Source organism: Lactobacillus sp. (genome assembly GCF_051893255.1).
Classification (GTDB): domain Bacteria; phylum Bacillota; class Bacilli; order Lactobacillales; family Lactobacillaceae; genus Lactobacillus.
The window spans coordinates 1-5,802 of record NZ_JBJFHB010000068.1; the positions used below are offsets into that span (position 1 = coordinate 1).

Consider the following 5,802-nt stretch of genomic DNA (forward strand, 5'->3'; position numbering starts at 1 on the left):
TTACGATATCGCCAATTGTTGTTACCTAGACTGCTTATTGCAATCACGAAAGGGTGACTTGTTAGTACGGATCAGTTGTCTTGCTTACTTTTTTGCGCCTTAGCTTTCTCAGCTGTTTTATTACTTTCTTGCCAATTGATATCGAGTATGTTGATTCGATAGTTAGGATGGTTATCTTCTTCGATATCCCAAAAAGTTGTTATTTCTTGTTCTTAGTATCGGTGTAGTAATCTTCGAGTCTGTTAATATCCACCAAGTTAATCCGATAATTCGGATTACTTTCTTCTTCTGGATCTGAATAGAAAGTGTAGAGCTCCTTAGCTCTTAAAGCAGCAACATCGACATATGTTCCTGTAGTGCCGTGGCCTGTTCCTTTTAACCGAGCATAGACTGGTTGATCGGCATCCATAAAGTAAATGCCGTCACTGTCAGTAAATTGCCGTAAGCCATCAACTACTACATAGTCGCCTTTTTTACACTTTTTTTAAGATGTGTAATCTTCTTGGTTTTACTGTCAAATGTAAAAGGATAGCCAGACAGTTCAATCATGGCTTTTTCACCATTTGAATATTGGGGCAGATCGTTGATCAAAGAGACATTCCTTGCTTTGATGTAAGCGCCATAGCCGATGTAGTAGAAATAATGTCCGTTGATTTTCTTATATGGCAGCCAATACTTCTTACCAACGAAGCCATAGTCGTATTTGTTAACGTGATATTTGGTGAATAGGGTGAAGTAGCGGACATCTTTGTCTGTCCGTTCAATTCTGTTTCCGGTTGTGTAGACGTAGCTGTCTTCTTTTAGGTAGCCGAGAGGACCGTAGAGTCCGTTGAACCAGGGCATCCGGTTGCCATAACGGTCATAGACATAGCTGTTGCAATTTAACTTCAGAACAACTTGCCGCTTGACATATTTAGGCGTGTATTTTGAACTTGCGGCCGAAACTGTGTCGGTCTTTGCCGTTAAAGCCGTAAAGCCCAGCAGGGCCGTTAAGGCAAGCAATGCGTTACGTAGTCTTTTGAGCATGGTTATCGCCTAGCTAGAAAACGCTTTCTCAATAATAATTATAACATTAAGGTAAAGCAAAAAGGCACCCATCGAATGATGAGTGCCTCTTAAAAAATCTGCTGTTTGAGCTTACTTTAAGTCGCTTACGCTGTCGGCAACCTTGATCTTGCCAGCCAAGATTTGCTTACGAGCGTTTTGAACCTTAGTCCAAGTCTTGGAGTCGATCTTGCCCTTAGTTACGGAAACACCGTTGCCTTCCAGAGTGTAAACGAAGTGCTTGCCACCTGGGAACTTGCCTTGGTATGCCTTTTCAGCCAAACGTTCAACAGCAACGTCCAGCCCCTTCAAAACGGAAGTCAAGACGAAGTTGCTCTTCTTACCATCCTTTGAAGTGTAGTTACCCAAGTTGGATTGGTCAACGTCAACACCGATTACCCAAACCTTCTTGCTTTCCTTACGGTTCTTGTTGATATCCTTAGCTTCAGTGAAGATACCGTTACCTGCGTTACCAGCTGCGTGGTAGATGATGTCAGCACCGCTAGCGTACATTGATTGGGCGATTGACTTCGCCTTGTCAGTTGAAGTGAAGTTACCGATGTATTGGTCGTCAACCTTGATCTTCTTGCCTAAGGCCTTGGCACCGGCTTGGACACCTTGCTTAAAGCCGGCTTCAAACAGTTCCAAGGTTGCTGACTTGACACCGCCGATGTAGCCAACGTGGTTGGTCTTAGTAGTGTAAGCAGCAGCTACCCCAGCCAGGTAGGATGCTTGGTTACTTTCGAAAGTTACGGAAGCAACGTTCTTCAAGCCAGAAATAACGTCGTCGATGATTACGAAGTTCTTCTTTGGGTTCTTCTTAGCAGCTGACTTGATTGCGCCAGTCAGTTGGTAGCCAACGCCGAAGATGGTTTCGTAGCCAGAGTTGGCAGCTTCATTGGCGTTTGGAGTAAAGTCGGCAGCTGATGAAGATTCAAAGTATTGGTAGCCACCCTTGCCTTGCTTTAAGTTGTGCTTCTTACCAAAAGCCTTGAAGCCGTTCCAAGCTGCTTCGTTGAATGAGTGGTCATCGATAGCGGCATTGTCAGTGATCAAGGCAATGCTGTGCTTGGTGGTCTTAGTCCCAGTTGAAGTTGAAGACTTCTTGCCTTGGCAAGCAGTCAGCAGAACTGAAACTGAAATAGCAGCAGTAGCAATAGTAGCTAACTTCTTAAATTTAGAAACAGACACGTTATTTCCTCCGTCATAACACGAATATTTTCATCGCTTGGCACGATGATAGTTATTTTTATCTTGGTATATTATACATGAAATTTTGGCAAAAGCAATCGTTGTCGCTGAATTGATTTACAGACACGAATGAACGAGAATACAATGCAAGGATAACTGATTATGGGAGGAAAAAGATGTGGTGGACTGGAAGCAGTGCCTTGTTTGAATTGCTGTTGGCTAAGACTTTGATCAGGTGGTAGGATTGGTTAATCACAGTCTTGATCTGGCTCTTGGAAATGGAGTTTGTTGTAAAAGACTCTTTGATTGGACAAAAGGCTTTTGGAATACTACTGGCAATTTTACTATATTGCGACAGCGCAATTTCCGAATAAGTTGGTTACACGTGGAACTAGGGCAGAATTTGTGGGGAATTTAACGCAGGTTCTGGAGAAGACGGATTTTTTAGTGCAAGTATCGCAATCGCTTCTGGTAAATCCAAAGAATATTACAAGTAGCTGCTTTTCTTAGAGAAATTCATTGCAAGTAAAGCAAATTAAAAGCGTAAAGCCTTCGTATTAAAGGCTTTACGCTTTTTCTTATTTGAGGTTGAACTTAACAGTGTTGTCATTCCAGATTGAAGTCTTGTACTGCAGTTGCAACTTTTTGGCAGAAGTCTTAGCCTGCCCAACCAAATTTCCTGTTACCTTAGCGCCCTTGTCCAAGCTGCCGGCTTCCAGAGTGTTGTCAACATCCGTGTCAACTTCGTCGAAATCAGTGTTGTTGCCGTCCGCATTCAGCTTGAAGTCAAACGGATTGTAGTCCTGGCTTTCATCGGTGTGGTTAGTGATAGTGATATTGGCAATCACATATTGTTTTCCGCTGTCTGGCTTGTTGAAATCGTCACCTTGGCTGAATTTGACGCTGTTGACCTTGATTTCGTAGCCTTTGTAAGAAGCTGTTTGCCCCACCTTGTAGACCTTGGTCAGGGGGTTGACTTCCTTTTTCTTAGAGCTGGACTTAGCTTGGCTACTAGAAGTAGCGGTGCTGCTGGAAGTCGACTGGTCATTATTTCCCAGGGAATTAATCCCCCAGAAGATCGCCACAACTACGATCAGGAACCAGAACCACCAGCGCTGGTAGAACTTTTTCTTTTGTACATACACATTGCCATTTTCATCTTTAATTTGCTTTGCCATAATCTTTTTCCTTTTTAAACTTATACCTTACATTAAAACAGACAGCGATCAAGTTAAGTGTAGCGGTTTAAAAAGAAGGATTGGTGGGCTGGCTGCCCACTATTTGCTAAAAAGATGCGATGATGACTGATAGGCCGGCTAGAGCATAGAAGATGATGGTGGCAATGGCAAAGTAGCTGATGACCTGACCCCAGAAGCGGAGGGACTTAGACGGGGAGGCGTGGAAGAGGCACTTAGCCTTGATCTGCCGGTAGTCGAAGATGAAGAAGACCAGCAAGATGATGCTTAAGAAGGAAGCCGTTTTTTGTAAAAAGGTGTCGGCAATTGATCCGGTTCCGGTGACATCCATGTTGTAAATGGAGTAGAGGATGATCAGGTAGCCGGCTGCTCCGGCCAGCATGTGGCTGACCTGCCCACTGCGAAAGCCGGGGAGGCGCCAGCTGGCGTGATTTAGCTTGCGAAGGGCAGTCTTGAAGTCGCCGGCACTCTGGTAGCGCTCTTGGACATTAATGTGAGTGGCTTTTTCAATGATTTTCCGTTCAGGGCCCTGGTAGAGCTTGACGCTAGGCAATTTGCCCGTATAAAGGACGTTCATTAAGACGCCGACGGCGTAGAGGTCGCTGGCCGGGCCGCTTTGGCTGAAGCCGAACTGCTCTGGCGCGGCATAGCCGACCGATCCCAGGACCTGGGTGTCGCGGCTGGCGCTTTTGCTGAGGTTGCGGGCAATATCGAAGTCGGCCAGGATCAGCTTTTTTCCATCGTAAAAAAGGTTCTCCGGCTTGATGTCGCGGTGGATGATGGGTGGTTTCTGCCGGTGAAGGACGTCTAGGATGTCCAGGAGCTGGATGATGAGGTCGTGAATTTGACTAGAAGTCAGCTGGTGGATCTTGAGGTAGTCGTCAAGGCGGGGCTTGTGGATATATTCCTCGATGACGGTCAGCTGGTCGCTTTTTTCTAGTTCGACAATCTTGGGGATGGCGATGTCTAGCTGGGCCAGTTGCTCGTACAGGGGCGCGTACTCTAGTGGCAGGATGCGCTCGATGTAGGGGACGGGGACCATTTTTTCTACCTTAAAGATGGCCTTGTCGTCAGTAATTTTAATAGGTACGGGATTGCGGTATTCATCCATTTTTTGCCTGCGAACCTTTCTAACAAGTTGTTTTCCTGACATAATGATAACAGTGAGGTGGTAAAAATGGAAACTGGAAAATTGCTAGATGCCTTGAAAAAGGACCATCTTGATAACGTGCTGGATCAGGTGGCGGATTACGACTTTGCTGGGTATTTAGGGCGGCTGATTGAAGAGCGGCAGGTGAAAAAGAGTGAGCTGTTTAATGCGGCCGCGATTGAGCGCAGCTACGGCTACCAGATCTTGAAGGGTCGGCGCCTGCCGTCGCGGGACAAGGTGTTGGCGCTGGCCCTCAGCTTGCAGCTGTCCTTGGAAGAGACGGGCCGGCTTTTGTCCTTGAGCGACAATGGGGCATTGTACGCTAACGTCAAGCGGGATGCGGTGATCATCTACTGCCTGGCCCGGCATATGTCAGTGATGGACACGAATTTGCTGCTGGCCCAGCACGGGTACGATAGCTTGGATGAGGTGTAGGTAGGGGGGATGTGAGTCGAGCCCCCGAAGTATGTCAACCGGTCTGGATTTTGTCGGATTTTGCCCCCGAAGTATGTCAACCGGATTGGATTTTGTCGGATTTTGCCCCCGAAGTATGTCAACCGGTCTGATTTTTGCCGAAATCTGCCCTCAAAGTATGTCAACCGGTTTGATTTTTGGCGAAAAAAGCCCCCGAAGTATGTCAACCGGTCTGATTTTTGGCGAAAAAAGCCCCCAAAGTATGTCAACCGGTTTGATTTTTGTCGAAATCTGCCCTCAAAGTATGTCAACCGGTCTGTTTTTTGGCGAAAAAAGCCCCCAAAGTATGTCAACCGGTCTGATTTTTGCCGAAAAAAGCCCCCAAAGTATGTCAACCGGTCTGATTTTTGACGAAAAAAGCCCCCAAAGTATGTCAACCGGTCTGATTTTTGACGAAAAAAGCCCCCAAAGTATGTTAACCGGCGTGGATTTTGTCGAGAATTGCCCCCAAAGTGTGTCAACCGAGACTGGTTGAGTCAACTTGGGGGCAAATTTTTTGAAAAAGTGGTCTGGTTGAGTCAAACTGGGGGCGAAAAAGCAGAAAAAGTGGTCCGGTTGAGTCAAACTGGGGGCAAAAAAGTAAAAAAATGAGCCTGGTTGAGTCAAATCGGGGGCGAAAAAGCAGAAAAAGTGGTCCGGTTGAGTCAAACCGGGGGCGAAAAAGCGGAAAAAGTGGTCTGGTTGAGTCAAACTGGGGGCAAAAAAGCAGAAAAAGTGGTCCGGTTGAGTCAAACTGGGGGCGAAAAA

At 46.2% G+C, this 5,802-nt stretch carries 8 protein-coding genes; 3 read left to right on the forward strand and 5 right to left on the reverse strand.

Annotation, left to right across the window (positions count from 1 at the left end; all coding sequences use genetic code 11):
* Positions 1-199: 199 nt before the first annotated feature.
* From ACI4WN_RS06335 to ACI4WN_RS06345, 3 genes are all read right to left on the reverse strand, one after another.
* Positions 200-409 carry a hypothetical protein gene (locus ACI4WN_RS06335; protein WP_009557398.1) on the reverse strand — a complete coding sequence of 70 codons (210 nt, stop codon included), beginning with the start codon at positions 407-409 and terminating at the stop codon, positions 200-202.
* A gap of 47 nt (positions 410-456) precedes the next feature.
* Entirely contained in the window at positions 457-1,026 is a 570-nt protein-coding gene (locus tag ACI4WN_RS06340; protein WP_439777451.1) for a hypothetical protein, read from the reverse strand.
* A gap of 111 nt (positions 1,027-1,137) precedes the next feature.
* Positions 1,138-2,235, reverse strand: a complete 1,098-nt coding sequence (locus ACI4WN_RS06345; RefSeq protein ID WP_009557395.1) for a BMP family lipoprotein — start codon at positions 2,233-2,235, stop codon at positions 1,138-1,140.
* A gap of 321 nt (positions 2,236-2,556) precedes the next feature.
* Between ACI4WN_RS06345 and ACI4WN_RS06350 the strand changes: the two genes are divergently transcribed.
* Positions 2,557-2,745, forward strand: coding sequence for a LytTR family transcriptional regulator DNA-binding domain-containing protein (locus tag ACI4WN_RS06350; RefSeq protein ID WP_439777452.1), 189 nt, complete (start codon positions 2,557-2,559; stop codon positions 2,743-2,745).
* A 68-nt stretch (positions 2,746-2,813) separates the two neighbouring features.
* Here the strand turns inward: ACI4WN_RS06350 and ACI4WN_RS06355 are convergent, their stop codons facing one another.
* Both ACI4WN_RS06355 and ACI4WN_RS06360 read right to left on the reverse strand, forming a co-directional pair.
* The gene (locus ACI4WN_RS06355) at positions 2,814-3,413 is read right to left on the reverse strand and encodes a DUF4352 domain-containing protein (RefSeq protein ID WP_439777453.1); all 600 of its coding nucleotides are present in this window, start codon (positions 3,411-3,413) and stop codon (positions 2,814-2,816) included.
* Between the two features lie 106 nt (positions 3,414-3,519).
* On the reverse strand, positions 3,520-4,542 hold the full coding sequence (locus ACI4WN_RS06360; RefSeq protein WP_439777454.1) for a serine/threonine protein kinase: 1,023 nt from the start codon (positions 4,540-4,542) through the stop codon (positions 3,520-3,522).
* A gap of 66 nt (positions 4,543-4,608) precedes the next feature.
* On the opposite strand from ACI4WN_RS06360, the gene ACI4WN_RS06365 reads away from it, so the two are divergent.
* A complete protein-coding gene (locus ACI4WN_RS06365; RefSeq protein ID WP_009557392.1) occupies positions 4,609-5,016 on the forward strand; it encodes a hypothetical protein in 408 nt (135 codons plus the stop codon).
* 31 nt (positions 5,017-5,047) lie between these two features.
* Entirely contained in the window at positions 5,048-5,530 is a 483-nt protein-coding gene (locus ACI4WN_RS06370; protein ID WP_439777455.1) for a hypothetical protein, read from the forward strand.
* Positions 5,531-5,802: the final 272 nt, after the last annotated feature.

Bases quoted from the DNA above. Each gene is read 5' to 3' on its own strand.
- ACI4WN_RS06335 (WP_009557398.1), bottom strand. From the start codon at position 409: ATGGATGCCGATCAACCAGTCTATGCTCGGTTAAAAGGAACAGGCCAC.
- ACI4WN_RS06340 (WP_439777451.1), bottom strand. From the start codon at position 1,026: ATGCTCAAAAGACTACGTAACGCATTGCTTGCCTTAACGGCCCTGCTG.
- ACI4WN_RS06355 (WP_439777453.1), bottom strand. From the start codon at position 3,413: ATGGCAAAGCAAATTAAAGATGAAAATGGCAATGTGTATGTACAAAAG.
- ACI4WN_RS06360 (WP_439777454.1), bottom strand. From the start codon at position 4,542: ATGGATGAATACCGCAATCCCGTACCTATTAAAATTACTGACGACAAG.
- ACI4WN_RS06365 (WP_009557392.1), top strand. From the start codon at position 4,609: ATGGAAACTGGAAAATTGCTAGATGCCTTGAAAAAGGACCATCTTGAT.
- ACI4WN_RS06370 (WP_439777455.1), top strand. From the start codon at position 5,048: ATGTCAACCGGTCTGGATTTTGTCGGATTTTGCCCCCGAAGTATGTCA.